This window comes from Halochromatium glycolicum, from assembly GCF_016584085.1.
GTDB lineage: Bacteria > Pseudomonadota > Gammaproteobacteria > Chromatiales > Chromatiaceae > Lamprobacter > Lamprobacter glycolicus.
In genome coordinates this window covers 17,600-44,110 of sequence record NZ_NRSJ01000010.1, presented here as the reverse complement: position 1 = coordinate 44,110, position 26,511 = coordinate 17,600, and the positions used below count along the sequence as shown (strand labels likewise).

Below are 26,511 nucleotides of genomic sequence, written 5' to 3'. Positions count from 1 at the left end.
CGCTGCCTGACATATGAGTTAAGACGACCAAAGAGAGCGCTACTCCTAGCGTTTAGTCACACTTTGTGCCAGACGCACGCTTTTTGAACCCGCTTGATTTGCTGGTATACGTCCGGGATGGGCGTGAACACAGGGGACAACGGTGTCCGGTTGCCAAATCAATGAGGTATTGTTTTTCGAGTGTAATCGGCTACCAGTAGGCGTCTCTGTTGATGAAGAACACTAGGGCTTGTGGTTTGATTCGAGCGAATACAACGGCACAATCCGGTGCTCAGTCGACGGATTAGCAGGTAGTTTTATATTGACCTGCTCAGGGGTGAAAGTACCCTATAGGGGTACCTGTGTCAACGAATTGGATTGTATGGTCATCCGCAAAATTCTTTATAGTCTAAGACATGCGGCACGAAACGCTCGATCCAGGACCGCGCATAGGAGCAATACTGGCTGGCTTCGTTGAAGGTCACGCGGATGTGGTGTTTCAGTTCGTCGAGCGAGCCGATGAAGTTCACCGAGATGACCCGCTTGACGCTCTTCCAGATGAATTCGATCGGGTTGAGGTCCGGTGCGTAGGGTGGCAGGAAGACCAGCTCGATGGCGTGTTCTTTGGCCGCCTGCTTGACTTCGGCGGCGTGATGGCTGCTGAAGTGGTCGAGGATCGCGATGATGGCCTGGTAGTCGGCATTGGCGGCCTTGATGGCGTCGAAGAACGCGGCGATCGCCGTCTGGTTGGACCGCGGCAGGAAGTCCTGCAAGGACGTGCCGATGAGGGCGTAGAAGCCGATGGCGTTGGCTTTCAGGCGCGCGGTGTTCTTGGTGATCTCGCCATGACCGAAGTGCCAGACCCGGGCGGTGTTGGCCGTCAGTTGGGGGCTGGCCTCGTCGAGGAAGCCGAGGGCGATCTCTGTATCGCTGAGCCCCTGCGCCCGCAGGCGCTCATAGGCGTCGATCAAGCGCTGCTCGAGCTGCGCCTCGGCGTCGCTGGGGCGTTTGGCATCGTAAGGATACGGCTTGCCGAAGTGCATCCCGAGCTTGTCGCGCAAGATGCGGCTGACCTGGCTCTCGGAGAGGGTCACACCAAAGTGCTCGCGGATCAGGGTGCGCACCTCGCGGGTCTGCCAGAACGGGCGGTCTTCGAGCAGGGCCTTCAGGGCGTTCAAGTCGTCGTCATCGAGCGCGGGCGGTCGGCCTGGCTCGCCACCGCTCTCGGTCGGATGCTCGCGATCACGCCAGGCACGCACCCACACATAGGCGGTCGGCTCGGGCACATCGACCATCACGCAGATCTGCGCCAATGAGAGCGAGCGTGGCAGCTCGGCGATCAGGTTCAGCACGGTCAGGCGCAGGCGCACGGTGGGGTCCTTTTCTTCTTCTAAATACCGGCGCAACAACGTTTTGTTCGGAATCTCGATGCGACGACTGCGGGTCATCTTCATCACCTCCGAGTCAGTTCTGAGCTTACCCTCTTAATTATAGACCAAATTGCTGTTAACTATAGTTCAATGGTTCCGCTTCTTCTTATTGCTCCTTGTCATCCCGATAGAAGCGAGACCGGCAACTCCAGAAATAAAAAGCCAGAGTGCAGGTGGCAAAGGAACAACTTGTGTTATGACGCGCATACTATCTGCGCCAGGACCTTGGTTCACATCGAATGTAACTGTGCGGAGATCATTACTAATGACGATCTGGTCTGTACCGTTCACGGCAGTTTGACTGTTGTCATATGTAGTTGTGGGCAAGCCTAGTATGACTCTAGTACTGCTAAGCCTTTCTTTGGTAAACGCGATACCCAAGATATCTGTGTCAAACCTGACCGTTCCAAAGACGGATGTTGATCCGCTTGAACCAATTTGATCTGCATGCAGATAGTAACTAGAAACAAGCGTTCCCTCGGGAATCGCGGCTGGGGGAAAGCTATTCAGATCAGCGCCAGGTCCATAAGATCCGGGATTTAGCGCATCGACGTCGAGAGGTGCGTTGAGAAGAACGCCCTGTAGCTCAGGGAACACTGCAATTCGAGTATTGCTTTCAAATTCTCCCTGCTCTACAGACGGCGGCGGAGAAACGATTGCTACATCCCCAGAGATTTCAACAACACTTGCCTGCGCAAGAATTGGCAGCAAAAGCGTTGAGACGATTGCAAAACGGACCTGTAGCTTCTGAATTTGAGGGAGCATGGATGATATATCCTCCGTGGTGTGTTTAACATGCTAACGCCACCCGTTGAGCGCCTTCGGATGCAGGCGGTATCGTGCTAACAATTCACATGCCAAAATCATACGAGTCTGTTTGGGGGGTTTTTTTCAAGGCTAAGCGCCTGATCCGCGTCAATCGTGTAAAGTTTTCTGACACTTTGAGAGAGTTGCGCTATCACGGTCTTCGAGCGGCCCAAGTTGGTCCTCCTGCGAGTTGCCAAGCTGTCGATGCAGGGCCGACGGATTTCTAGCACGCTGATGATCGCGGTGCCTCGGATGGCGCGCTGCTCAAAGCCGACGCGGCGATCAATCCTGTCGTTGAGTCAGGGACTTAGAGAACGCGCAAAGCGTAAAGGGCTCGAATCGACCTCAACGTCTCCGGGAAGACAGGACCGGAAGAATAATCGCAAGAACCGCGTACTTTGTTCTAACGCTAAGCGCCTGATCCGCGTCAATCGTGTAAAGTTTTCTGACACTTTGAGAGAGTTGCGCTATCACGGTCTCGGAACCGCCCGAGTCTAACCTTCCGCGAGCTGTCAAGCTGTCGATGCGGGGCCGACTGATTTCTAGCACGCTGATGATCGCGGTGCCTCGGATGGCGCGCTGCTCAAAGCCGAAGCGGCGATCAATCCCGTCGTTGAGTCAGGGACTTAGAGAACGCGCAAAGCGCAAAGGGCTCGAATCGATCTCACCGTCTCCGGCAAGGCAGGACCGGAAGAAAAAGGGGTCGAGCGGGTCTGGCTGTTGGCCCAGCAATGCCGGCGCTTCAGCTGTCAGGGGTTACCGAAGGCCGACCGACTTCAATGACCTGTCCCATTGTCAGTTTCCGGCCGGAATAGTGTTATGGCGTTTTCAAGCAGCACCTTGCGCCGAATCATCTCCGGCAGGAACGACGCCCAGCGGCGGTGGAAATCCAGAAAATCCCCGATGTGCTCCCAGCCGGTGTCGGCGCGATCCCAGGCGTCGAGTCGGTCCACTGGCCAGACGGCGTCGGAGCCGATGACGAAGCGGCTCGGATAGTCCAACACCAGCGCCTCCCACTCCGGTAGCAGACGGCCGTCGTCATCGCTGATCGGAAAGCTGATGAAACGCCACGGGTCGCGCGCGGAGAGGTCCATCCACAGGTTCGGGCAGGCGTCGAGCACCCGGCGCACCTCGGCCGGAGAGAGCGCGGCGCCTGCGTGCGCGAGCACGATCCGGTTGTCCGGATTGTCCTTGCAGATCGAGAGCGTCGGCTCAGCGCGCGAGAACTCAGTGTGGATCAGCATCGGCACATCGTGCTCGGCCGTCAGTTTCAGCAGCGCCTGCAGCACGTCGCTGCGGTTCCAGCGCATCGCGAAGCCCCCGATCAGATGCAGCTCGCCGATCCCGCGGTAGGGGCCGTTCTCGAGCGCTTCGCGCGCCTCGTCGACCAATGAATCGCGCGCCTGCCAGCCGAACCAGTCGCCGCCGCGACGGTAGGCGCCGAAGATCGGCACCACGATCTCAGGGGCCTCTTCGTAGAGCTCGAGCGCCCGCTCGGCCGGCGTCCCGGTCACGACCGCCAGCTCGACCTTGTTCGCGCGCAACGCCGCTGCCGCTTCTTGCGGCGAGGTCACCTCGGCCTGGTTCCACTTATAGTGGAGATGCGCGTCCGCGATCGGCATCGGCTCCTTCGCCGCGGGCTGGCCCTGCGCGTTCTGCTCCGCGCTCAGCCCGAGTGGGGCGAGGCTGAGCAGCGCCGCGACCAGCAGCGCCAGTCGGCGCTGTTTCTCGTCAATTCGCCAACGGAGTAAGCTGAGTCCCGCCGGCCGAGTGCGACGCCCGACCCGGTGTCGATGGTATTGTCCGGCGCGCCGGCCGCACAAAGCGGGCCGGTGCTGGCGGCTCGACCCGTTGGACCCTTGCTGGTAGCTCTCATGGAGAACGGATTGATGCATGTTCCGGAACCTGTGCTCGCGAATGTGGGTTGTCGGCTGTTCGCGCGCGGCAGCCTGATGCTGGTGCTGATCGCGCTCGTCGGCTGCGGGCCGCGGATCGTCTACGACTACATCCCGCCCGAGTCGACAGAAGGTCGGGTCTGCACCTCCCAATGCCAAAACGCGGCGAGCAACTGCCGGCAGATGAAGCAGATCATGAATCAGCAGTGCCAGAACAACTACAGCGTCATGCAGCAGAACTACAACGCCTGCAAGGAGAGCGGCGCCAAGCACTGCGTCAGCCCGAGCCCTTGCCCTTACAGCAGCACGCTCGCGTGCGACCAGGGCTACCGCGAGTGCTTCGCCGCCTGCGGAGGCAAGGTGATCGCGCGCGTTGTCGAGTAGGTGCGCTTCGGGCGGCTCGCGCCAAGCCGCGCGCGAATAATCGCTCTGGGGCCAACCTTCCGCTTGAGGCCGGCCCGGGGCCGTTGATGCGGCACGGCGAGGATGCCTAGCGATCGTCGCTAATGGTTGGGCAAGGCTAAAGCAGAGACAGCAGAGACAGCAGCCTGGTCTGATAGCTGCTTACCCCGCCCGGAATGCGCTCCATGCGGGAGCGCGGCCCTGAACCTGCTCGCCCGCCGCCGGGTCCTGCCGCGTCCTTCGCACGACTTTGGCGCCCGGTTTCCGATCAACCGCACCGTCGTAGTGCGTCTGCTGGAATGCCGATGAACCAACCGCTTGCGATTTCACCCGTCCAGCAGTACCTCGAACGCCTGCATGCAGAGCTGCAGACCGTCTCCGCCGGCGAGATCGCCAGTTATATCCCGGAGCTCACGCGCGCAGACCCGGATTGGCTCGGGATCGCGTTGGTCACGGTCGACGGTCACGTCTATCAGGTCGGCGATTCGCGGCAGCCGTTCACGGTACAGTCGATCTCGAAGGCGGTCAGCTACGGGCTTGCGCTCGAGGACCGCGGGCTGGATGCGGTGCTGAGCAAGGTCGGCGTCGAGCCAACGGGGGAGGCCTTCAACTCCATCAGCCTGGAGCCGGACACCGGGCGGCCGCTGAACCCGATGATCAACGCCGGCGCGATCGCGACCACGGGCCTGATCGAGCATGAGGATGGCGTCGACCCGCTGCAGCATCTGCTGGAGGCATTCAGGCGCTATTGCGGCCGCGAGCTCAGTATCGACGAGGCGGTGTACCGCTCGGAGAGCGAGACCGGGCATCGAAATCGCGCGATTGCGCACCTGCTCTATGGTCACGGCATCCTGGACCGCCGGCCGGAAGAGGTGGTCGATCTCTATTTCCGCCAGTGCTCGATGCTGGTGACGGCCCGTGACCTCGCGCTGATGGGTGCCTGCCTGGCGAACGGCGGCGTCAATCCGGTGAGCGGCATCGTCGCGTTGAAGTCCGACTGGGTGCACCGGGTTCTCAGCATCATGAGTACCTGCGGCATGTACGACTTCTCGGGCGGCTGGATCTTCAACGTCGGCATGCCCGCGAAGAGCGGCGTCGGCGGCGGCATCATGGCGGTGCTGCCCGGTCAGTTCGGGCTCGGGGTGTTCTCGCCAAGGCTCGACGACAAGGGCAACAGTGTGCGCGGGATTCGCGTCTGCGAGCGCGTCTCGAGGGATTTCGGTCTGCACATGTTCAACGTCGCTCAAGGGACCTCAGCGTCGGTGATCCGGCGGGGCTATGACTGCGGTCAGGCGCCATCCCGGCGCCGCCGCGGCGATCTGCAGCAGCGTTGGCTGCAGCAGCACGGGGAGCGCATCCGTGTGCTCGAGCTGCAGGGGCAGTTGCTGTTCGGCAGCGCCGAGTCGGTGGCGCTGCAGGTGCTTGGGGCACTCGATGATGCCGAGGCGCTGATCGTCGATCTCAAGCGCCTGATCGACATGGACCAGGCCTCCGCCGGCCTGCTCGGTGACCTCTGCGCGAAGGCGCAAGCCAGCGGCAGCTACCTGTTCTTCACCGAGTGCAGGCACCTGTACCCGTTCCGGCGCCACCTGCAGAAGTCGGTCATCGCCTCCCAGACCCCTGATTGGCTGGTGTTCGACGAGACCGACCGCGCATTGGAGTGGTGCGAAAGCGCGTTGCTGCTGCAAGCGGGGCTGCCCGAGGCCGAGGGTCAGGGGCCGGCGTTGGAGTCGCAGTATCTGTTCGCCGGGTTCGACGAGGCAGAGTTGGATGCGGTGCGCGCTGCCGGCGCCGTCCAGCGCTTCGCGCCCGATACCCTGATCGTCAAGGTTGGCGAGCCCGCCGATTGTCTCTACGCGATCCTCGAAGGCGAGGCCGAGGTCTGGGTCCGGACCGAGGAATGGCCCGGAAAAGGCGGGCGCCTGCGTCTGACGACGCTCGGGCCGGCCACGGTCTTCGGTGAGATCGGGCTGCTGAGCGATCAGGATCGGACCGCGAACGTGACCGCGCAGAGCGCGATGGTCTGTCTCCAGGTGCCTTTCGCGGCGCTCGATGATGCGCTGTGCGCGAAGATGCTCGTGAACCTGGCGGCCCATTTCGCCGAGATGCTGAAGCGGAACGCGCGGCTGCTCCAATATCTGGCCTAGGCCGGCGATCCCGCGACGGTTACAGGCCGACGCTGAACGCCGTCCCCTGTTCGCCGGCGCGCAGCCGCTCGCGGTGGAAGCGCGTGAGGGCATCGTCCGGAAAGCGCGCAGCGCAAGTCTCGAACAGCGCGCGCGCATTGGGCTCGAGATGCTGCATGGCGCGATAGGCTCGTTCGTAGTCGCGCGGCAGCTCGCTTGCGCGCTCGTCCGCCGAGAACGGCGTCAGCGCGGCGACCGGATGCGCCTTTCCCTTGAGCAGGAGGTCGCCGATCGGCCGCATGGGTGCCGGCTCCGTGCAGCGCGCACAGGCATCGGCGCTGACGATGATCCGGGTACCAACGACCTTGTTCGCGGTCTCGAGACGCGCCGCGGTATTGATGGCGTCGCCGAACGCGCGATAGTCGAGGTGCCGGCTGCCGCCGAAATTGCCAACGATGACCTCACCGGTGTGGACGCCGATGCGAGTCTCGCCGAAGGGGACCCCCGCTTGCCGCATCTCAGTGGCGAATGCGTGGGCGGCGTGGTCCAACGCCAGCGCGCAGTCGACCGCGCGCTGCGCATGGTCGGGCTGGTGGACCGGCGCTGAGAACCGGACCGATACCGCGTCGCCGACGATGCGGTCGAGCGTGCCCTGATGGGCAAAGATGACCTCGAGGAGGCGGTCGAGATATCGGTTCAACAGGTCGACGAGGGCTTCCGGCTCGCTCTGCTCTACGAGCGGCGTGAACCCGGCCAGGTCCGTCATGATGAAACTGCATTCGCGGCGCTCCCCGCTCAGCTTGAGCTGCTCCGGGTGCCGCGTCAGATGCTGCAGCAGCGCCGGCGACAGATAGCGCGCAAAGGCCCGCTGGACCCAGCGCCGCTCGTGCTCCGAGATCAGGTAGCTGCTGAGCGCGAGGACGACATAGACCACGGTGATGGTGATCGCTGGGGAGAGAGGATCGAGCAGCAGCCGCTGCGTGCTGAAGAGCAGGTAGCCGGCGGCGATCACAGAACCGACCATGCCTGCGCCGGTCACCACCAGCCACAGGCCGCGCCGCCAGAGCGCGATGCCGATGAGCAGCAGCCCGCCGGCCGCCGCGACCGTCAGCTCGGCGCCGGCGGCCCAGGCGGGCCGCCATGGATGGACGCCGCTCATCAGCTGCGCCAGCGCTTGGGCGTGGATCTCTGCCGGAGCGAGGCGTTCGCCGAGCGGCGATGCGATTGCGGTGCCTATTCCTGCGGCCTCGACCCCGATGATCGCGATCCGGGCGCGCAGCGCGTCATCCTCCGCCTCATCCCGCAGCACCCTGCTGGCGCTGATGCGCGGGAGCGCAGCGCGGGGCGCGAAGTGCAGCCAGACCTCCCCGTTGCCGTTGAGTCGGATGGTCCTGTCGCCGATCTTGAGCGTGATGGGCGTCTCGGCAGCTTGCCCGCGCTGCGCGCGCACCAGGTAGGAGCCAGCGCCGAGCCGGAGGCGGAACACCTCTGCCGCGAGCGACGGGTAGAGCGCGTCCCCCATCTGCACCAGCAGCGGCAGCCGCCGCAGGCGGCCATCCGGGTCGGGAAACACGTTCAGGGCGCCCGCGCCGGCCGCGAGTTCCAACGCCTGCGCCGGTGGCAGTAGGCTAGCCGGAAGCCGGCCCGGCAGGCGCAGGTCGCGCTCGCCGACGGTCGCGAGGCCGGCGTGCCGCGGCGGGTGCAGCGCGCTCCCGCCGCTATGTGTGAGGGCGAAGCCCATGACCGAGGGCAGCCGGGCGAGGCTGACCGCGAGTGGGTCGACGGGCTGTGCAGCCGGCGTTGGGGATGCAGCGTTCGGGTCCGCGGCCGTGAGGGCGCCATCCCCGCGCTCGGACGGGATCAGCGCGAGCGCAACGATGGATGCGCCGAGGTCACGGGTGCGGTCGACAAGGGCGGCAAGCCGCGCTGGCGGCCAAGGCCAGGGCCCCTCGCGCGTAAGACTCGCTTCATCGATGCTCACGACGGTGACCGGGGCGTCGGTGACGGCCGGCCCGGCGGCGATATAGGCATCGAATACGAGGTGCCTTGCCCAACCCATCGCATTCGGGAAGCGGATCTGGGCCGCAAGCAGCAGGCCGAGCGCGAGAAGCCCCAACAGGGTCGGTATCTGGCTCAGCCGCAGCCGCATGATCGTTCGGTACAGGCCCTGGGTTTGATGCCGGCGTCCGCGATAGCGGCGAGCGCGGATCATTGGGGACAGCGCCGCGTGGATGCGAGCGCGCTGGAATGCGATTGACAATAATGCAAGACTGCTTCGGCAAGCCACCGCTCCTCAATGCCAAAGCCGCGATGGAGACCCGGATGAAAGCGTTCTTTTTTGCTGTTCTCGGTGTGCTGATGACGATGGGCCTGATCGTTGTGGACGCCGGCGACGGCGTTGCGGAGCCGTCGGCGGCCAGTCGCACCGATGTCGGCGCGGTCGAGCGCGTCGCCAATCGCGCCGAAGCCGCATTCGCAGACCGGGTCAGGCGCCTGCAGCCGGCCTCCGCGCTCTACTTTCTCGATCTGCTGCGAACCGGGCCGAAGGCCAGACTCAGCGCCCGACTCGAGGATGGATCGGTGGTCACGATGGGCGAGAACGCGGAGCTTGCGATCGACGAGTTCGTCTATGCGCCCGGCGAGACGCGCGCCATCACGCTGCGCTCGCTGAAGGGCGCGCTGCTCTTCATCGGCGAGAAGCTCTTCGGCGGCGACAGTGAGGTCCGCATCCGGACGCCGGTTGCGATCCTCGGGGTCCGCGGTACCGAGGTCTGGGTCGGTCCGATTGATGGTGCGACCGGCGTGCTCGTGCTCGACGGTGAGGTGAGCGTCGGCAGCGGCAAGGGGGTGGTGATCCTCGGTCCCGGCGAAGGGACGATGATCGGCGACGACGGGTCCCTCTCCGCGCCGAAGACCTGGGGTCAGGGCAAGGTCGAGCGCGCGCTGGCGATGGTCGCATTGGGGGATTGAAAACGGCGCTGTCGGGGTCGGACCGGCCCTCTGCCCGATCCTGAAACGGCACCTGGATTCGGTCTCGTCGCCGGCGCAGTGATCCGAACGGACAGGGCGGCAGCGAACGCGCCCAAGCCGCGTCCGCTCGCCGCCGCGCATCGCTGGGCGCTGGCGCTGCTCGGCGCTGCTCGGCGCTGGGAAAGCGCCTACCGGAGCTTCCCGTTCACGTCGTCGATCTGCTCATTCAGCGTCCAATAGTCGTACAGGTAGCCGAGCAGGAAGAGTCCACCGGTGAGCAGCCAGATCAGCCCGGTCAGCCACTTGCCGAGATAGAATCGGTGGATGCCTAGCAGGCCGAGGAACGTCAGGAGAATCCAGCTGACGTTGTAGTCCTTGGGGCCGGCCAAGAATCGGCGGTCCGCTTGGCTGTTCATGCCCGGAATCAGCAGCAGATCGATGATCCAGCCGATGAAGAGGAGCCCCAGCGTGAAGAACCAGATCGTCCCGGTAACCGGCTTGCCGAAGTAGAACCGATGGGCGCCCATGAATCCGAAGATCCAAAGCAGGTAGCCGATCAGGATGGAATGGGTGTTTTCAGACCGTGTCATCGCGGCTCCGGGCGGACTGTGGCGAGATCGATGCTTGGACCGACCGGGCGGCGCCGGTCGGTAGTCTCTGGCGATCAGTCGGTGGCCTCCTCGATACGATCGCCCGTTTCCTCGAGCGCCTCGCGGGTCTGCTCGACCGCCTCATCGGCGGCCTCGCGGGTTTCCTCGACAGCGTCTTGAACCTCGCCGCTGACCTCATCATCGTTCATCTCTGGGGATTGGTCGCAGCCCCCGAGTAGGACGAGGGAGAACACCGCGACGCCAACGCTGAGGGATCGCTTCTGTGATAACGGGTGGGTTGTCATAGCGCATCTCCTAGTTGTGTCGTCCGAAAAGGGCCGGCTCAGTTCCGGCCTTAGGTTGGTCGATTCCATTGGGTCCTATTGGGCGGGCCCTATTTGGCGGCTCCTATTGGGCGGGTCCTGCTGGACCGCGCCGCGACTATTGGGTCATGTTACCGTCGGAGTCTTTGTATTGGCTTGCTTCGGCCTCCTTGAGCTCGAAGGCGGCAAACTCGGAGCGGGTGATCGCGTCGTTACCATAGGTATCGACCTCCTCAAACTGTTCCGATAGCCGCTCGTGATCCTTGGCCTCCTTCGGCTCGATCGCGCCGCTGTCATTCTGGTCGAGCGCGCTGAATAGCTCGCTCTTGGGCTCCGACAACTTGATGATGTCGCGATTGCCCTCGTAACCCGGCTCTCCCGTCTGTTGAGCGGACTGCTCGCTGTCCTCAGGCACCCAGTAGGCGACGATGACGCTGCTGATCTCGGGCCGTCCCATGTTCGGCGTGGCGTGGGGACCGAACGCCGGGGCTTGCGATACTTGCGTCGGGGTGGCGTCGAAGACGAGGTGGTCCTCGCGTGCCAGCGGATAGACGAAATGTCCAACCGGAACCGCCACCAGGTCGCCCTGCTTATTGTCCGCTAGCAGCTGGCTCTTCATGATGACGTAACGGACCTGGCCGAGATCATCCATCACCAGGTCCTTGACGGTTCCTAGCTTGTCACCGGCCGGGTTTTGCACCGGCATGCCCATCCAGCTGCTGAGCTGATAGCGGTCTGGCAGCCGTTTGGTGATCGGCTTACCGGTCTCGCCGGATGCCTGCTGGCCGGAACCGGTCTGTGTCTGCTTCTGCCCGTCCATGTCCTTTTCGACCGAGCCGGCCGCGACGGGGCCGGCTAGCAGCCCTGTCAAGAGAAGGCCGCCACCCCAAGTACTGGCCAATGCGCTGACGGCCATGGGCAGGCGTGGGGCTCGGAAGGCCTGGGTCGGTGTCGGAAGGTTCATGCTGATTGCTCCTCAGGGTGGTGCGAAGACAGCGCGACCGCAAGTGCGGCCGCGGTGCTCGACCAGGGGGAGAGCAAACCTCGGGCCAATACGGGCATTGCCCAGTAGAGCACCGGCGAGCAGCGTGCCGGAGCGTCAGAACATGAGCTTGTGCAGTGCCTTATGAACCGCTGGCGGGTGTATTGACCCGCTACGGCCGCTGGCGCCCCGATCAGCCTGGCTGGCTGGTCGCGTTCAGCAGCTGCTGGGAGGGCGCGTCGTCAACGACCTCCTTAGGCGCATCACAGCCGCTCAGGGTCAAGCTGGGTGGGTCGACCGAAAAGATGAAGGGGGCTGCGCGCCGCAATGCACTCAAGCCAAGGATCGGCCGTGAGGAGCCGGGCAGGACTGCGGCCTCGACATCCTCGAGCCAGCACTCGCTGCCGATGCGCATTCGGGCGATCGTGTACACCGGGACCTCCAACTCGGTCCCGTCGGCCAGCACCCCCTGTAACTGCTTCCGGTATCGGACTGCACCGCGGCGTTTCAGAACCGCGAGGGTCTTCTCGTTGATGGTCATGTAGCCAGAACCGGTGTCGACCATCAGCTCGATCGGTCCATAGCCCTGGATACTCCCCGGTACGTAATAGGTGGCAGCCGACTTCTCTGTCATCGCGATCTGGAAACGGAAGTCCTCGGCATAGAGCGCGCGCGATGCTGCGGCGCTAAGGCCAGCCAGCAGGAGCAAGGCCGAAAGGGTCGATAGGGGATGCCTCAGCAACTTCATTGGGAGACCCGGCTGGGGTGGTGACTGCAGTGAGGGAGCTGTGGGCCCTCCTACGCGCACTGGAGCTGAAACAATAGACCGAGCGCAGCGCTGACACTGTGAGCCAGAGCACGCGAGAAAGGAGGAGACCCACCGACAGACTGTGCGAGGGCCTGATGCCTCGGGCTGCTCAACTTTTGCCGCCGACAACCGACATCACCTCCTAAAGGAGGCTCATTCCTCGGGGCCGTGCGTTCTACCGGGCTCTATCTGAGCACTGCAAGCACGGTCGGTACCACGCAGCAGGTTGACCTCAGCGTCTGAGGGCCAGGACACGCCGGCATTAGCCGCTGCGCAGCACGGTCAACAGTCTGAAGGAGAACGTCATCGGTTCGTTGCCCGGCGTGCCGAAGGAGCGCGCTTTTCGCCTGCGAAGCGCTCTGGTCTCAGTACGCCTGCTATAATTCCGCTAATAGCATGGGGCACATACGAGAATAGACGCTTGTTTGCTAACGGGATACTGTTTGGTCTTCCCGCGAAGAGTGCGATCGGCGGCGTGGATTTCTGTAGGTTGCTCGAATAGGCTCTCGCCGCATAGGGAGATCAGCGCTTTGATCAAACGCGTACCAGTCGAACAGCTGCGGATTGGCATGTATGTGCACAATCTCAACTGCGACTGGCTTAGCCATCCCTTCCTGCGCAACCGGTTCCTGCTCGAGGGGGAGGATCAACTCAGCCGCATCCGTGAGCTTGGCGTCAGCGAGGTCGATATCGATACCGAGCTCGGCCGTGATGCCCCGGGTGCGCGCGGCGGATCGGAGCTGCAGACGCATCTTAAGCCGGCCCTCGACGCCGCGGCCCGACAGCGGCCCCCATCGTTCCGGGCGACCTCCCTGACCGAGGAGCGGGCACGGGCGAGACGGATTCTGCTCGAGGCCAGCCGCGTGGCGCGGAGGATCACGGAAGATGTGCGACTGGGCCGACAGATCGAGCTCGATCCGGCGCGTGCCCTGATCCGTGAGACGATTGCCTCGATCGTCCGCAACCAGGACGCGCTGATCGGCCTCAATCGCATCCGCAGCGTCGACCTGTATACCTTCGAGCATTCGGTCAATGTCAGCGTCTTGATGATCGCGTTCGCGCGGGCGTTGGGGCTCGACAGCCACCTGATCGAGGGGATTGGGCTCGGCGCATTGCTACACGACGTCGGTAAGAGTCAGATTCCGGATGCCATCCTGAACAAGCCGGGTCGGCTCACCGCTGCCGAATTCGATATCATCCGCCGGCATGTGGAATATGGCCATGAGATCCTGGCGCAGACCTCGGGTATCCCGTCGGTTGCGCTCGATGTGGTCGTCGAGCACCATGAGCGGCTACAGGGAACCGGCTACCCTGAAGGCAAGGCAGGCGATGCGATCTCGCAGTTCGGGCGGATGGCGGCCATCGTCGATGTCTATGACGCGCTGACGACGGAGCGTGTCTACCACGGTGCGATCCCCCCTCATGAGGCGCTGCGCAAACTCCTAGAGTGGAGCCCGCACGACTTTGATCGCTCGCTCGTCCACCAGTTTATCCGCTGCGTCGGTATCTACCCGATCGGAACCCTGATTCGGCTCGAGAGCCAGCGTCTCGCGGTGGTGGTCGAAACCGGGCGCCATCAACTGCTGAAGCCGGTCGTTCGCCTGATGTTCGACATCCCCTCGCGCCGGCGCCTGCCGCCGCACGACATCGATTTGGCTGCTGAAAACGTCTACGGACAGGACAGCATCCTCAGTGCCGAAGACCCGGCGAAGTGGGGCCTCCGGCCTGAGTACCTCCTGCGCTAGGTCGCCAGTCGTCCAACCCGTCTCTGGAGTGGCCGCGATGCTGTCCAGGGTCGCTGTGGATAAACCTGTTGAGGAACTGCGGACCGCGAGGCTTAACGCTTGATCTGGGGTGGGTTTTTGGCGTCCTTCGCTTGATCGCGTCAGCGCGGGGCAGCCGCGAGCAGCTCGGCTAGCGTGGCCTGAATGCCCTCCCAGACCTGCATCAGGACGCGTTGCTGCAGTGCCTCGCAGGTGCGCATATCCAGGTGTTTGTGGAGCTTGATGATCGCGCGATGGGTGCGGACACCAGGCGTGCCCATGGCTGCCTCCATGGTCTGCAGATTGGCGCTCGCAGCGGCTGGCGCGTTAGCGATGACCCAGCTCGTCGCGTCGTCCTCGCTGGCCGTGTCGATCGGGGCGGGCTTGTCTTCGAAGTAGGCCAGCATGCTCTCTCGAAAGAGGTCGATGCGCAGACGGTCGGCGGCGGTTGCCGCGCTCGGCCCTTGCTCGGCCAGATAGTAAGGGGCGATCTCCTCGAGGAAACGGTGCGCCCGCCTGGCAATCTGTTCGCCGTCGCGCCAAGCGAGACTGCTGAAGACGCTGGCGATGCCGGTCTCATCGGCGTTCGCGACCGATAACCGCAAGGCCTCGGCCCAATCGTTGGTGTTCTCGATGCGTTTGAATCCCATATCCGTGTCCCCGTTTCCGGCCGGTCGATTCGGCTGCTGGCTCTGCAATAGACTCTAACGCGTTCAGACAGGTTTCAGTGGGTCGAGACTGGATCTGTTGCGCACCCTGATCGGAGCCCGATAAGGCCGTTGGCTGAAGCGCCCGGCTTGACGGCCTGCAGTCGGCTAGACTTTGCGTTTCATCGCCTTGCTCGGTACGGGGAGGAGCGCATGGATCGGGCCGAGCGCCTGAGGATTATCATAGCCGCGATCATCCTGATGTTAAACGGTGGCTGTGACCCATTGCGACCGCCAGGGGAGACGCTCGTCATTGCGCAGGTGGCGGAACCGCGCTCGCTGGACCCGCAGGTGACCACGGCGCTCAACGATTTTCGCATCCTGGTCAATGTCTTCGAGGGGCTGGTGCGCTATCGGCCCGGCACGCTCGAGCCCGCCCCGGCGCTCGCCGAGTCCTGGGAGGTCTCCGATGACGGTCGCGTCTACACCTTCCAGCTCAAGGACGGCGTGCGTTTCCACGACGGCTCGCGTTTCGATGCCGAGGCGGTCCGGTTCAATTTTCAGCGCATGCTCGATCCAGAACATGCCTATCACGAGACTGGACCGTTTCCGCTGGCCTTCTTCTTCGAGGCCGTCGAATCGATCGAGGTGGTCGATCCGCTGACGGTGCGATTCCGCCTCGACCAGCCCTTCGCGCCGTTCCTGTCGAACTTGGCCTATCCGGCCGGGCTGATCGTCTCGCCGGCGGCGGTCGAGCGCTGGGGTGAGGAGGTCGGTCGGCATCCGAGCGGCACCGGGCCGTTTCGGTTCGTCGACTGGCGCCCCGGCGAGCGGGTGCGGTTAGAACGGTTTGCTGGCTATCATGGCTTGAGCGGGCAAGAATCGGGTGGCGCGCGTGAGGATGCGTCAATCGGCGAGCAAGCCATTCAGCTTCCTGGGCAACGAACGAACAGACAAGCGCAGAGGCACGTCGGCCAACTGGCGAAGGGGCAGACGGACTGGCAAACACGAAGGCAGTTACAGCAACAAGCGGGCAGCGCAACGGTCACGCAAGTCGGCATTCAAGACGGAGAACCGGTTGAAGCGAGAATTGGCGAGGCGCGAGAGCGCCGAGTAGCCGAGCGGAGCTGTGCCAAGAATAGGACGTTGGTGTACAGGCTCATCTTCCGCCCGATCACCGACCCGATGACGCGCGTCGCGGAGCTGCTCGCCGGCGGCGTCGACGTCGCGCTGGAGCTCTCGCCCGACAACGTCGCGGCCTTTCGTGAGCGCGACGGCTTTCAGGTGCTCGAGGCGACCGGCCCGCACCTCTGGTTCCTGATCCTGAATACGCGCGACGGGCCGCTCAGCGATGTGCGCGTGCGGCGGGCGGTCAATCTGGCCATCGATCCGCAGGTGCTCACCGAGGACGTGCTGCGCCAGACCGCGGTGCCGGCGGCCGGTCCGGTCCCGGCGGCGTTCGACTGGGCGAACAACCCCGAGGTGCGCCCGTATCGGCAGGATCGGCAAGCGGCGCGCGAGCTGCTGGCCGAGGCCGGCCATGGCGACGGCCTGCGATTGCGATTCCTCGTGCCGCGCGGCGGCTCCGGGATGCTCGCGCCGCTGGCGATGGCGACGGCGATCCAGGGAGACCTGGCCCGGATCGGGATCAACGCCGAGATCCAGAGCTTTGAATGGAACGCCTATCTGGCGCGGGTCAACGACGGGCTCGATGACGATACCGACATCGCCGAGATGGCCTGGATGACGAATGATCCCGATACGCTGCCCTATCTGGCGTTGCGCTGCGATGCGAGCCCGGAGCAGGGCGGGTTCAATTCCGGCTACTACTGCAACCCGAAGGTGGACGCGCTGATCGAGCAGGCGCGCCGCGCGACCGATCGCGAGCAGCGGGCGCGGCTCTATCACCAGCTTGAGCGGGCGGTGCATGAGGACGCGCCCTGGGCGGTGGTCGCGAGCTGGCGGCAGAGTCTGGTCGCGCAGGATGCGATCTCGGGATTGCGGCTCGAGCCCTCGTTCTTCCTGCGGCTGGAGCAGGCGGCGAAGAGCGGATGCGGTGCTGCCGGCGGTTTCGACGAGGCGGCATCCAATGGGCATTAGGGCCGGATTGGCCTGGGTCAAGCTGTCGCACTGATTTCCATCATCAGAATAGGGTGATCCGGTAACGCGAATGGGCGCCTATCTCGTCAAGCGGCTCCTGATGCTGATCCCGGTGTTGCTCGGGGTCTCGCTGGTGGTGTTCGGGGTCATGAGTCTGGTGCCGGGCGACCCGGCGCTGGCGATCCTCGGTCCCTATGCAACGCCTGAGCGTCTCGCCGAGCTGCGCACCGAGCTCGGGCTGGACCATAGCTGGCCGGTGCGTTACGGCATCTGGCTCGGCGGGGTGCTGGACGGCGATCTGGGCCGCTCGGTCTCGCTGGAACGACCGGTGCTCGAGGCGGTGCTGGAGCGCTTGGGGCCGACGGTGCTGCTCGCGAGCACCGCGCTGCTGCTCGGGACCCTGCTCGGCTTGGTCGCGGGCATGGTCGCGGCGTTGCGCCATAACCAGTTGACGGATCGTCTGGTCACCTTCGGCGTACTCTTGGGTATCTCGATCCCGTCGTTCTGGCTCGGGCTCGTCTTGATCCTGGTGTTCGCGGTTTGGCTCGGCTGGCTGCCGGTGAGCGGGATGACCCAGGTCTGGTCGGATGCCAGCAGCCTCTGGTCGGTGGCCGACGTCGCGCGGCATCTGCTGCTACCGTCGCTGAGCCTGGCACTGGTGGCCGGCGGGGTGATCGGTCGGCTGACCCGCGGTGCGGCGATCGATGTGCTGGCGTCGGCGCCGGTTCGGATGGCGCGCGCCCGCGGGGTTCCGGAACGCCGGGTGCTGCTCGTCCATGGGCTGAAATCGGTCTCGGCGCGGATGGTCCCGGTGATCGGGCTGCAGGCCGGTTTCGTGATCGGCGGGGCGGTCTACATCGAGACCATCTTCCAATGGCCGGGCCTGGGCCGGCTCCTGGTGGAGGCGATCGCGGCGCGGGATCTGCTGCTGGTGCAGGGCGGCGTGCTGGTGCTGGCGGCTGCCTATGTGCTGGTCAACCTGGCCGCCGATCTGACCCAGCATGCGCTGGATCGGCGCACGCGGGCCGCTTGATCGTGGTGATCTCGATCCCGATGCGGCATGCCGAGCAACGCAAGCCGCCGCGATGACGACGCTTGGGGCACGCCTACTGCGCCAACCGGGCGCGATGGTCGGCCTGGGCCTGCTCGGGTTGGTGGTGGTGCCGGCGCTGGCGGCGCCCTGGCTGCCGCTGGCCGATCCGACGCTGACGATGCCGGCGCAGCGGATGCTGCCGGTCGGATCGACTGGCCATCCGCTCGGCACCGACGCCCTCGGCCGCGATCTGCTGGCGCGCTTGATCTGGGGCGCACGCTCGAGCATCACCGTTGGGGTGGTCGCGACGCTGGTCGCGGCCCTGATCGGCTCGCTGATCGGGATCTTGGCGGGGTTCTTTGGCCGCGTCACCGATGCGCTCTTGATGCGCGGCGTCGACGTGCTGATGGCCTTCCCGTATCTGCTGCTCGCGCTCGCGATCGTCGCCGCGCTGGGGCCGGGCCTTGGCAATGCGATGCTGGCGATCGCCGCGGCCAATGTGCCCTTCTTCGCGCGGGCGGTGCGCGGTGCGGTGCTCGGTATTCGCCACCAGGACTACATCGACGCGGCGCGCCTGGCCGGTCATCGCGAGTGGTGGATCGTGATCGTCGAGGTGCTGCCGAACCTGATCCCGACGGTGCTGCTGCTGATGACGACGACCCTCGGGTGGATGGTCTTGGAGACCGCGGGCTTGAGCTTTCTCGGTCTCGGCGCCCAGCCGCCGGATGCGGACCTCGGCGCGATGCTCGGGACGGGCCGGGAGTTCCTGACCACCTATCCGCGCGTCGCGGTGCTGCCGGGATTCGTGATCCTGATTTTGGTCGTCGGGATCAATCTCTTCGGCGACGCGCTGCGCGATCTGCTCGATCCGCGGCTGCGGGATCGCGGTCGGCGCCTTGGGCCGCGCCGGGACGACCGCCGCCGGGATGATCGGCATACGCGCGAGGAGGAACACCGCAGGGGAGGTCACCATCGGCGGGATGCCTTCGAGGAGGAGCGGGGTGACGAGCGTCACCAGGGTGAGCAGAACGCCGACCGCACCGAGACCGACGCGACCGAGCCCGCGAACGACAGCGCTTCGGCAACCGGCTCCAGGCCGCCGTTGATCGCGGCGAAGGGGCTCTCGGTGCTGGTGCCGAGCGAGGGGGGCGCCGCCGCGGCGGTGGATCGGCTCGACCTTCAGCTGCGGGCCGGCGAGCGCGTCGGGATGGTCGGCGAGTCCGGCTCCGGCAAGAGCCTCACCGCGCTGGCGCTGCTCGGCTTCGCGCCGCCGGGCGGTCGGCTCGAGGGGCGCGTCGAGCTCGACGGCGTCGATCTCCTGCCCGTGGACGCCGATGCACTGCGCGATCTGCGCGGGCGGCGGATCGCCTACATCCCGCAAGCGCCATCCGACGCACTCGACCCGCTGCTACGGGTCGGCTACCAGCTGCGTGAGGCGATCCAGGCCCATACGAGCGAGACCAGCGTTAACACCGGTTCCGGGGTGGGTGAGGAGCGTGCGGCGGAGCGAGCAAGCACACAGGAAGGCTCTGGGGGGCGTTCAGAGGCCGACCCCGTTCAGAAGGCCGCTGTCATGGTTGGCCTTGGCGACTCCAGACGTAACCAATCCGGAGCTGACACATCCAAGCGTATTGAGACGTTACTGAAGAAGGTCGGGCTGGACGGCGTTGCCGATATCCAACGGCGCTTTCCGCACGAGCTCTCCGGTGGCCAGAGCCAGCGCGTCGCGATCGCGATGGCGTTGGCGCACGAGCCGGATCTGCTGATCGCCGACGAGGCGACGACGGCGTTGGATGTGACGGTCCAGGCCGAGATCCTCGCGCTGCTCGAACGGCTCAGCCGCGGGCGCGACAGGTCGCTCCTGTTCGTCAGCCACGACCTCGCGCTCGTCGCCGGGCTCTGCGATCGGGTGCTGGTCCTCTATGCCGGGCGCGTGGTCGAGGACGCGCCGCGCGAACGCCTGCTGGAGAAACCCGCCCATCCGTACACCGCCGCGCTGCTGGCCTGCTCGCCGGAGCTGGGGCGGCCGGATAAGCCGTTGCCGGCGATCCCGGGGCAACCGCCATCGCCCGCGGAGTCGACCTGGGGCGCGGTGGCCGCCGGTTGTCGCTTCGCGCCCCGCTGCCCGAAGGCGCAGCCCGTCTGTGAGCAGGGCGAGCCGGCGCTCGATGAGCTGGCCTCGGGGCACCGGGTGCGCTGTCTGTTCCCAGAAAATGACGACGCGCGCGCAGAGGAGTCCCGCTGATGAGCGCGCCGCTGCTGGAACTGCTGGGTGTTGCCAAGCTTTATCCGCGCGGCAGCGGGCTGCGCGCGCTCTGGCCGGGAGGGCGGCAACAGCAGACCGCCTTGGCGTCCACGGACCTCGCGATTCCAGAGGGCGCCGCCCTTGGCTTGGTCGGCGAGTCGGGCAGCGGCAAGACGACGTTGGCCCGCATCGCCGCCGGTCTGAGCGCGCCGACCCGCGGGGAGGTCCGCTGGCAAGGGTCACCGCTCGACGCCCTCGACCAAGCGGCCCGTTCGGCGTGGCGCCGAGAGCTGCAATACGTCTTTCAGAATGCGACCGCGGCACTGAATCCACGCCATCGGGTGCGCCGCATCCTCGGCATCACGCTGGCCGGGCTGTGGCAAGAGGCCGCGGATCAGCGAGACCGTCGCGCGCGTCGCGAGCGTATCGACGAGGTCGCCGAGCAGGTCGGCTTAGGCCGGGTCTTGCTCGATCGTTATCCGCATCAGCTCTCCGGCGGTCAGGCGCAGCGGGTCGCGATTGCGCGGGCGCTGCTCGGCGCCCCGAAGCTGCTGATCCTCGACGAACTGGTCTCGGCACTCGATCTCTCGCTGCAGGCGCAGATCCTGAATCTGCTCGGTGAGCTCCGGCGCGAGCTCGGGCTGACCTATCTGTTCATCTCGCACGACCTTGCGGTGGTCGAGCGCCTCTGCGACGAGGTGCATGTGATGCATGACGGGCGGATCATCGAACAGGGTACGACTGCTCAGATCCTGAGCAATCCGCGTGAATCCTACACCGAGCGCTTGGTCGCGGCGGTGCCAAGGTTATAGTGAGGCGCCGACGAAACGCCCGATTTGCTGCGGCTGAGTAACGCCTCGGACGGTGTGGCGGGCAAGCGCAAGATCCCTTCGCTGTACCATCACCTGCTGTTGGCGATCTCAATACCACGTCAGGCGGTCGCTGCCACGGCACTCATCGCGGCCGTTCTTAGGACGAAGAAATCCTTCGGTGCAGGTTGATACGAGTCGTTCTCAGCGCAATGAGCCCGAGGATCAGCGGGATCTGAGTCAAGAAGAAGAGGGTTGCGAAGAGCACAAAATCGGCGCGGCCGAGGACCGTGATCCCAACCAGTGCCGTGATCGCCAGGTTGCGCGCGGTAAACTCAAGCAGCAGCGTGAAACGGTCGCCGGCCGAGAGCCCGGTGAGCCAGCCAAGTGTCCATCCAGTCACCATCGCGCCCGCTGAGAAGAGCAGCGCCACAACGGCGATGTCTGGCGAGGCGGCGCGCAGCAGCTCGCGCTGGTCATAGAGGATCAGCGCAATCAGGGCACTCAGTGCCAGCAGGCTCAAACGCCGCAAGGCCCGCTTTTGGCCGTGGACTCTGCGCGGTTGCCAGCGTCGCAGCAGCATGCCGACCGCAATCGGAAGAACGAGCGTGAGCAGCAGCTGCATGGCCATCGCGAGCACGGGTGCTGGCACGAGGTCCTGCGGCCTCATGAACAATGAGAATCCGGCACTGCAGAGCAACGGCATGGTCAGCATCGCCGCGAGCGTGGTGACGCCGGTCAAGGTCACCGAGAGCGCGACATGGGCACCGGCCAATAGGCTGTAGACGTTGGAGATCGCACCGCCCGGGCTGGCGGCGACCAGCACCATGCCGGCGACAATCTGCGGCGGCGGTTCGAGGGCCAAGATCAATGCTGCGGCGATCAAGGGCAACAGGAGGAGCTGGCCGGCGGTTGCCGTGATCACTGCGCGGGGATAGCGCAGAACGCGGCGAAAGTCGCTGGGTGACAGCTCAAGACCAACGACGAGCATCAACAGCCAGACGACAGCTGGAACGGCGAGGTCGGCAATCGGGTCCAGCCCGGTCATTCTGTTCTAGAGCGCCAGGGCCAATTCTAGAGCGCCACCCTATCGCCGGCGCGCCTGTGTCGCTCGATGCCCAGCTTCTTCATCTTCGAGCGCAGGGTGTTCGGGTTGAGACCGAGCCGCTCGGCGGCATTCCCTTTGCCGTTGATTCGCCAGCCGCATTGCGCGCATACCGCTCGGATATGCTCGCGCTCGACTTGGGCCAGCGTCAGCGTCGAGGTCTTCGAGACGACCGTTCCTTGCGTGCTCTGGGATCGGGGCTCGCGCCTTGCCGCAGCGGTGCCTGGGCGGAGCCCCTCTATGATCAGTTCGGGGCCGGCGGAGACGATCATCGAGCGCTCGATGATGTTCTCGAGCTCGCGAACGTTGCCCGGCCAGTCGTACTCGACGAGCTGGGCAACGGCTCGATCGGTGAGGCGCAGGCTCTTGCGTCCGAGTTTGGGCCGGAGCTTGTCGATGAAGAAGGCTGCCAACAGTGGGATGTCCTCGCGCCGCTCGCGCAGCGCTGGCACCCTGATCGGAAACACGCCGATCCGGTAGTAGAGGTCGGCGCGGAAACGGCCTTGCTCGATCATCGCGCCGAGATCGCGATTGGTCGCGGCGATCACGCGTGTGTCGATGCGACGGGTCTCCGAAGAACCGAGCCGCTCGAACTCGCCGCTCTGCAGCACGCGCAAGAGCTTCGCCTGGAGCTCGAGCGGGAGCTCACCGATCTCGTCGAGCACGATGGTGCCGCCGTCCGCGAGCTCAAAGCGCCCAGGGCGCCGCGCCACCGCGCCGGTGAAGGCGCCCCGCTCGTGGCCGAACAGCTCACTCTCCATGAGCGCTGCCGGCAGCGCCGCGCAGTTCACCCGCACCAGGGGGCGCTGCGCGCGCAGGCTTCGGCTGTGCAGGGTCGTGGCAATCAGATCCTTCCCGGTTCCGGTCTCCCCGAGCAACAGGACGGTGCTGTCGGTGCGTGCGACCTGATCGATCTGCTGTGCAACCTGACGCAGCGCGCTGCTCTCGCCGACCACCGCTTCGTGCTCATGGGCATGTAAGACCTCTTCCCGCCAGACCGCGTTCTCCGACTCGAGCCGGTGACGCAGGCGCTCGTTTTCGACCAGGGCCTGACGCAGGTCGTCATCCTGCTGCCGTCGCGCGAGCGCATTGGCGAAGACGCCGGCCACGAGTCGTAATCGGCGGATGAGCCCTTCCGGCCAGTCGCGCTCCGCGCGTACGTTGCCGAAAGACACCCAGCCGAGCGTTTGCCCTTTCGCGGTGAGTGGAAACGCGGCCATCGACTTGAGGCCCGCAACGCGCAGCGACGCGAGATCTGCCGCATGGTCCGCGGGCAGCGCGTCGATCCGCTCGAGGACGATCTGCTCGCCGACATGGAGGCGCTTGGTCAGGTTGGGGAAGTCCGCGATGCGCAGCGGTGAGGGTAACGGCTCGACTCCGGGGATCGCCCACGAATGCGTTGCCATGAGCTGACCCTGAGCGTCATCGAAACGGCCGATGGTGCTGCGGTCGATCCCCAGAAAGAGGACGATCCGTCGAAGCGCCTCGATGATCTGAGCATCCAGCGCATCCGGATCGACATGGACGAACGACGCTGCGATCTCGGTGAGCAGGTCTTCGAAATGCGTGTCCACCATGGGCGTCATCGCAACTCCTATCGCGCTCTGTCCCATTCATAACGGCTGGCCAAGCCCCACCGCGGTCTTGAGGTCGCTCATGATATGTCGTGAGTGACGACATTTCGAGAAAAGAATCGACGCGATTTCGTGAGCAGAGGGTATCGGCGTTCGCTCACGGGTTTCCATTTCCTTGGGGAATGCTCGTTGCGTGAGGTGCTTAGCGGGTTTCTTTCTTGCCGGGCAATAGTTGGCATCGGCCCTGCTCTATGCCCTCCTCCAGATGATGGCATCATGACAACCGATCCCGTTGGGAGGACCTCACTGAATGGCAAGACTCAACTTACCGATGCTGACGGCGGCTTTGGCGCTCGCAGCGCCGCTGCATGCCGAGCAGGCACCCTCGTCAGCCCCGGCGCCGTCTCAGGCCTCGGCGGCTGACGCCGGGGGGAAGCCCAATATCCTCGTCGTCTGGGGCGACGACATCGGCCAGTCCAATATCAGCGCCTACACGCACGGCCTGGTCGGCTACAAGACGCCGAACATCGACCGCATCGCCAACGAGGGCATGACCTTCACCGACTACTATGGCGAGCAGTCATGCACTGCCGGGCGCTCGTCGTTCATCACCGGCCAGAGCGTGTTCCGCACCGGTCTCTCGAAGGTTGGCCTGCCGGGTGCCAAGGAGGGGATGCAGACCGAGGACCCCACCATCGCCGTCATGCTCAAGGCCCTCGGCTACTCCACCGGTCAGTTCGGCAAGAACCACCTCGGCGACCGTGACGAGCACCTGCCCACGAACCATGGCTTCGATGAGTTCTTCGGCAACCTCTATCATCTCAATGCCGAAGAAGAGCCGGAGAACGAGGATTATCCCGGTGATAGGGTTCTTGCCAACGGCAAGACCTTTCAGGAGCAATATGGTCCGCGCGGTGTGATCCATTCATGGGCCATGCCCGACGGCAGCCAAAAGATCGAGGACACGGGTCCTCTGACCAAGAAGCGCATGGAGACGGTCGACGACGAGACCTCCGATGCCGCGATCCGCTTCATCGAGGACAACACCAAGGCCGGCAAGCCCTGGTTCGTCTGGTGGAATGGGACCCGCATGCACTTTCGCACCCACGTCAAGGACGAGCTGCGCGGGATCTCAGGACAGGACGAATATGCCGATGGCATGGTCGAGCACGACCGCCACATCGGCAAATTCCTGGACAAGCTCGATGAGCTCGGCATCGCCGACGACACCATCGTCTTCTATTCGACCGATAACGGCCCGCACTACAACACCTGGCCCGATGCCGGCGCCACTCCGTTCCGTGGCGAGAAGAACACCAACTGGGAAGGCGGCTGGCGGGTGCCTGCGATGGTGCGCTGGCCTGGCACGATCCCGGCCGGCGCATGGAGCAACGAGATCGTCCATCACATGGACTGGTTTCCGACGCTCGTTGCCGCCGCAGGTGATCCCAAGGTCAAAGAGCGTTTGCAGGAGGGTGTCCGCGTTCCGGCCATGGAGCGCGACTACAAGGTCCATCTGGACGGCTACAACATCCTGCCGCTGCTCTCGGGTGAGACCGATGAAGGTCCGCGCAAGGAGATCTTCTATTTCTCGGACGACGGCGACCTGACCGCGCTGCGCTACGCCGACTGGAAGCTCATCTTTATGGAACAGAAGACCGCGGGTACCTTCCGCGTTTGGATGGACCCGTTTATCCCGCTTCGTGTGCCGCTGATCGAGAACCTGCGCCGTGACCCCTACGAGCGTGCCGAGATCACCTCGAACACCTACTACGATTGGGTCCTCGACCGCGCCTACCTGCTGGTGCCTGCGCAGGCCTATGTCGGGCAGTTCTTGGAGACCTTCCAGGAGTTCCCACCGCGCCAGAAGGCGGCGAGCTTTAGCCTCGATCAGGTGATGGAGAAGCTGACGCCAAGTGGCGGCTGAGGTCGCCAGCGTGGACAGGGAAGTTCCACTGGTTGCTGCGACCGTTTCGGAAGGGCCTCTGGCGTGCGCTGCTTTCGGACCTCTTCCAACCCGGACGTTGCGGCGGCCACGCCGTTAACGTTCGCTCTGCGGGGCGCCAATGAAAACCACGATTGCGAACGCCCATCGATGGACAGCCGCGGTCGCCGCGGCGACCGCGCTCTTAGTTGCGGACCTGCGTGCGGTAGCGGCCGACCCCGCCGATGAATGGACAGGGCGAGCCACGCTTTACTTGTGGGCGGCAGGCATCAGCGGTGAGACCTCCGGCGGCGGTGAGCTGGAAATGGGGTTCGACCAGCTTATCGAGCACTTGAACTTCGCCCTCATGGGAGCCTTCGAAGCGCGACACCAGCGTTGGGCCTTTGGCGCGGATCTGCTCTATCTGAACGTCGGCGTCGACGACGGCGGCACGGTGCCGCTAAGCGTCGCAAGCGGCGACCGTATCGACCTGGACGTCTCCGCGGATGCCAAGACCAAGGGCTGGGCCGTGACGCCACGCGCGGCTTACAACCTGCTCGATACCAACCGCTTCCGACTGGACGCCTTGCTCGGTGCTCGCTACCTGAACCTGGATGCCGATCTCGACCTCGGGCTGCAGGCAGGCCGCTTCGGCACGCGGCGTCGGATCGCCGCGTCCGTCGTCACCTGGGATGTCATCACCGGTGCCAAGGGCCGCGTCAAGCTCGGCGATGGTTGGTCATTGCCCTACTACGCCGACATTGGCGCCGGCGACTCGGAACTGACCTGGCAGCTTGGCGGCGGCATTGCCTATTCAATGAGCCAGGTCGACCTCGCCCTTTGGTACCGGCACATGGCCTGGGAGTTTCACGATGGCGATGCGCTGAGCCGGGTGAGCTTCAACGGGCCGATGTTGTCCGCATCCTGGCGATTCTGACCTCACGCCGAATGCGTGTCCCTGAAGCAACCGTCGACGGTTGGCGGATCGGGCGCAAACCG

Annotated in this window: 21 protein-coding genes; 10 read left to right on the top strand and 11 right to left on the bottom strand. The window is 64.8% G+C overall.

The genetic code is table 11. The annotated features are described in order from the left end of the window. Positions 1–365: 365 nt before the first annotated feature. From CKO40_RS07660 to CKO40_RS07650, 3 genes are all read right to left on the bottom strand, one after another. The gene (locus CKO40_RS07660) at positions 366–1,427 is read right to left on the bottom strand and encodes an IS630 family transposase (protein ID WP_200345613.1); all 1,062 of its coding nucleotides are present in this window, start codon (positions 1,425–1,427) and stop codon (positions 366–368) included. A 69-nt stretch (positions 1,428–1,496) separates the two neighbouring features. After that, the gene (locus CKO40_RS07655) at positions 1,497–2,174 is read right to left on the bottom strand and encodes a hypothetical protein (RefSeq protein ID WP_200345612.1); all 678 of its coding nucleotides are present in this window, start codon (positions 2,172–2,174) and stop codon (positions 1,497–1,499) included. An 818-nt stretch (positions 2,175–2,992) separates the two neighbouring features. Beyond that, positions 2,993–4,111: an amidohydrolase family protein gene (locus CKO40_RS07650; RefSeq protein WP_200345610.1), complete on the bottom strand. Its 1,119-nt coding sequence runs from the start codon at positions 4,109–4,111 to the stop codon at positions 2,993–2,995. On the opposite strand from CKO40_RS07650, the gene CKO40_RS07645 reads away from it, so the two are divergent. Together CKO40_RS07645 and glsA are read left to right on the top strand one after the other, a co-directional pair. After that, complete coding sequence (locus tag CKO40_RS07645; RefSeq protein ID WP_200345609.1) at positions 4,106–4,495, top strand: hypothetical protein; 390 nt, start codon at positions 4,106–4,108, stop codon at positions 4,493–4,495. The genes CKO40_RS07650 and CKO40_RS07645 overlap by 6 nt on opposite strands. 323 nt (positions 4,496–4,818) lie before the next feature. After that, positions 4,819–6,660, top strand: coding sequence for a glutaminase A (gene glsA / locus CKO40_RS07640; RefSeq protein ID WP_200345608.1), 1,842 nt, complete (start codon positions 4,819–4,821; stop codon positions 6,658–6,660). Between the two features lie 19 nt (positions 6,661–6,679). On the opposite strand, the gene CKO40_RS07635 is transcribed toward glsA, so the two are convergent. Continuing rightward, positions 6,680–8,899: a CHASE2 domain-containing protein gene (locus CKO40_RS07635; protein WP_207173483.1), complete on the bottom strand. Its 2,220-nt coding sequence runs from the start codon at positions 8,897–8,899 to the stop codon at positions 6,680–6,682. A 62-nt stretch (positions 8,900–8,961) separates the two neighbouring features. Here CKO40_RS07635 and CKO40_RS07630 point away from each other — a divergent pair, with 62 nt between their 5' ends. After that, positions 8,962–9,609: a FecR family protein gene (locus CKO40_RS07630; protein WP_200345606.1), complete on the top strand. Its 648-nt coding sequence runs from the start codon at positions 8,962–8,964 to the stop codon at positions 9,607–9,609. Positions 9,610–9,797: 188 nt separating this feature from the next. Here the strand turns inward: CKO40_RS07630 and CKO40_RS07625 are convergent, their stop codons facing one another. The 4 genes from CKO40_RS07625 to CKO40_RS07610 form a co-directional block, all read right to left on the bottom strand. After that, positions 9,798–10,199, bottom strand: coding sequence for a TM2 domain-containing protein (locus CKO40_RS07625; RefSeq protein ID WP_200345605.1), 402 nt, complete (start codon positions 10,197–10,199; stop codon positions 9,798–9,800). A 74-nt stretch (positions 10,200–10,273) separates the two neighbouring features. Next, on the bottom strand, positions 10,274–10,504 hold the full coding sequence (locus CKO40_RS07620; RefSeq protein WP_200345604.1) for a hypothetical protein: 231 nt from the start codon (positions 10,502–10,504) through the stop codon (positions 10,274–10,276). A gap of 136 nt (positions 10,505–10,640) precedes the next feature. Continuing rightward, a complete protein-coding gene (locus CKO40_RS07615; protein ID WP_200345603.1) occupies positions 10,641–11,486 on the bottom strand; it encodes a PRC-barrel domain-containing protein in 846 nt (281 codons plus the stop codon). Between the two features lie 211 nt (positions 11,487–11,697). After that, positions 11,698–12,252: a retropepsin-like aspartic protease gene (locus CKO40_RS07610; protein WP_200345602.1), complete on the bottom strand. Its 555-nt coding sequence runs from the start codon at positions 12,250–12,252 to the stop codon at positions 11,698–11,700. A 590-nt stretch (positions 12,253–12,842) separates the two neighbouring features. Between CKO40_RS07610 and CKO40_RS07605 the strand changes: the two genes are divergently transcribed. Next, positions 12,843–14,057 (top strand): HD-GYP domain-containing protein, encoded by a 1,215-nt coding sequence (locus CKO40_RS07605; RefSeq protein WP_200345601.1) that lies wholly within the window; start codon positions 12,843–12,845, stop codon positions 14,055–14,057. 140 nt (positions 14,058–14,197) lie between these two features. Here the strand turns inward: CKO40_RS07605 and CKO40_RS07600 are convergent, their stop codons facing one another. Next, positions 14,198–14,725 (bottom strand): hypothetical protein, encoded by a 528-nt coding sequence (locus CKO40_RS07600; RefSeq protein ID WP_200345600.1) that lies wholly within the window; start codon positions 14,723–14,725, stop codon positions 14,198–14,200. Between the two features lie 210 nt (positions 14,726–14,935). Here CKO40_RS07600 and CKO40_RS07595 point away from each other — a divergent pair, with 210 nt between their 5' ends. The 4 genes from CKO40_RS07595 (at position 14,936) to CKO40_RS07580 (ending at position 20,912) form a co-directional block, all read left to right on the top strand. Continuing rightward, a complete protein-coding gene (locus tag CKO40_RS07595) occupies positions 14,936–16,822 on the top strand; it encodes an ABC transporter substrate-binding protein (protein WP_207173481.1) in 1,887 nt (628 codons plus the stop codon). Between the two features lie 70 nt (positions 16,823–16,892). Continuing rightward, on the top strand, positions 16,893–17,855 hold the full coding sequence (locus tag CKO40_RS07590; protein WP_200345598.1) for an ABC transporter permease: 963 nt from the start codon (positions 16,893–16,895) through the stop codon (positions 17,853–17,855). Beyond that, on the top strand, positions 17,824–20,100 hold the full coding sequence (locus CKO40_RS07585; protein ID WP_200345597.1) for a dipeptide/oligopeptide/nickel ABC transporter permease/ATP-binding protein: 2,277 nt from the start codon (positions 17,824–17,826) through the stop codon (positions 20,098–20,100). Before CKO40_RS07590 ends, CKO40_RS07585 begins: the two co-directional genes overlap by 32 nt. After that, the gene (locus CKO40_RS07580; RefSeq protein ID WP_200345596.1) at positions 20,100–20,912 is read left to right on the top strand and encodes an ABC transporter ATP-binding protein; all 813 of its coding nucleotides are present in this window, start codon (positions 20,100–20,102) and stop codon (positions 20,910–20,912) included. Before CKO40_RS07585 ends, CKO40_RS07580 begins: the two co-directional genes overlap by 1 nt. Before the next feature lie 157 nt (positions 20,913–21,069). Here the strand turns inward: CKO40_RS07580 and CKO40_RS07575 are convergent, their stop codons facing one another. Both CKO40_RS07575 and CKO40_RS07570 read right to left on the bottom strand, forming a co-directional pair. Next, complete coding sequence (locus CKO40_RS07575) at positions 21,070–21,957, bottom strand: bile acid:sodium symporter family protein (RefSeq protein WP_200345595.1); 888 nt, start codon at positions 21,955–21,957, stop codon at positions 21,070–21,072. Positions 21,958–21,983: 26 nt separating this feature from the next. After that, positions 21,984–23,600, bottom strand: coding sequence for a sigma 54-interacting transcriptional regulator (locus tag CKO40_RS07570; protein WP_200345594.1), 1,617 nt, complete (start codon positions 23,598–23,600; stop codon positions 21,984–21,986). 298 nt (positions 23,601–23,898) lie between these two features. Here CKO40_RS07570 and CKO40_RS07565 point away from each other — a divergent pair, with 298 nt between their 5' ends. Then, a complete protein-coding gene (locus tag CKO40_RS07565) occupies positions 23,899–25,515 on the top strand; it encodes an arylsulfatase (RefSeq protein WP_242476897.1) in 1,617 nt (538 codons plus the stop codon). A gap of 139 nt (positions 25,516–25,654) precedes the next feature. Next, positions 25,655–26,449, top strand: a complete 795-nt coding sequence (locus CKO40_RS07560) for a hypothetical protein (RefSeq protein WP_200345593.1) — start codon at positions 25,655–25,657, stop codon at positions 26,447–26,449. Positions 26,450–26,511 lie beyond the last annotated feature (62 nt).